At 72.6% G+C, this 1,094-nt stretch carries 1 protein-coding gene; it reads right to left on the bottom strand.

Annotation, left to right across the window (positions count from 1 at the left end; translation table 11 throughout):
- The coding region (locus FGD71_RS07670; protein WP_181359142.1) for a polyketide synthase dehydratase domain-containing protein at positions 1 to 1,094 on the bottom strand (1,094 nt) is incomplete at both ends.

Here is a 1,094-nt window from a genome sequence, read left to right as displayed (position 1 = left end):
CGTCCCCCTTCAGCGGGGCGACGGCGGGCCCGTGCTCGACCAGCGCCAGACCCTCCAGGCTGCGGGTGCCCGTCACATCCAGGATCCAGCCCTGGGTCCCGGCCGGCGGCACCAACGCCCCGCCCGCTCCATGACGGGCCAGTCGAGGCACCCTCAACTCACCACCACGAACCGCGACTTGCGGCTCACCGGACGCCAGCGCGAGGCCCAGCCGATCCGCGGCGTCCTGCTCGTCGACATCGAGGTCGACGAGGACGAACCGGCCGGGGTTCTCCGACTGCGCGGAGCGCACCAGACCCCACGCCGCCGCCCCCGCCATGTCGACGACGTCCTCGTCGGCCGCGGCCGCCACCGCGCCCTCGGACACCAGAACCAGCCGCGTCCCCTCGACCCGCTCATCCGCCAGCCAGCCCTGCAACAGACCCAGCGTGCGATACGTGACCTCACGCACCGCGTCGACAGAGGGTGTTTCCGCTGCCGCGAGCGGCAGCACCGTCAGCACAGCGTCGGGCACCGGATGCCCCTCGTCGAGGGCGGCGATGAACGCGGCCAGGTCGGCGTACCGCTCCGCTCCGTCGAGTTCCGGCGCCTGCGCGCCGAGCACCGCCGACGAGCCCTCCGACAGGACGGAAGGCGTGGGGAGAGTGACCCAGTCGAGCCGGAACAGCGCGTCCCGGTGCGGATCACTCGCACGCGCCAGCTGATCCGCCGAGACCGCCCGCAGCGTCAGCCCGTCCACCGACGCCACCGGAGCACCCGTGTCATCGGCGACCCGCACCACGACCGAACCACCGATGCCCTCGGACAGCTGGACGCGCAACCGCGTGGCACCCGCGGCATGGAGACTCACGCCCTGCCAGGCGAACGGCAGCAACGTTCCGCCGCCCGACTGGGCCATCAGCCCACTGAAGTCGATGCCGTGCAGGGCCGCGTCGAGCAGCGCCGGGTGCAGACCGAAGGAACTCTCCGCGTCGGCGGGCAGTTCGACCTCGGTGAACACGTCACCGCCGTTGCGCCACGCCGCCCGCACCCCACGGAACACCGGACCATAGCCAAGACCGTCCGCGGCAAGCCGCTCGTACAGGTCCGCGACT

This window comes from Streptomyces sporangiiformans (genome assembly GCF_005768555.2).
Lineage (GTDB): Bacteria > Actinomycetota > Actinomycetes > Streptomycetales > Streptomycetaceae > Streptomyces > Streptomyces sporangiiformans.
The sequence above is the reverse complement of the archived record's forward strand: the minus strand, read 5'-3'. Positions and strand labels throughout refer to the sequence as shown.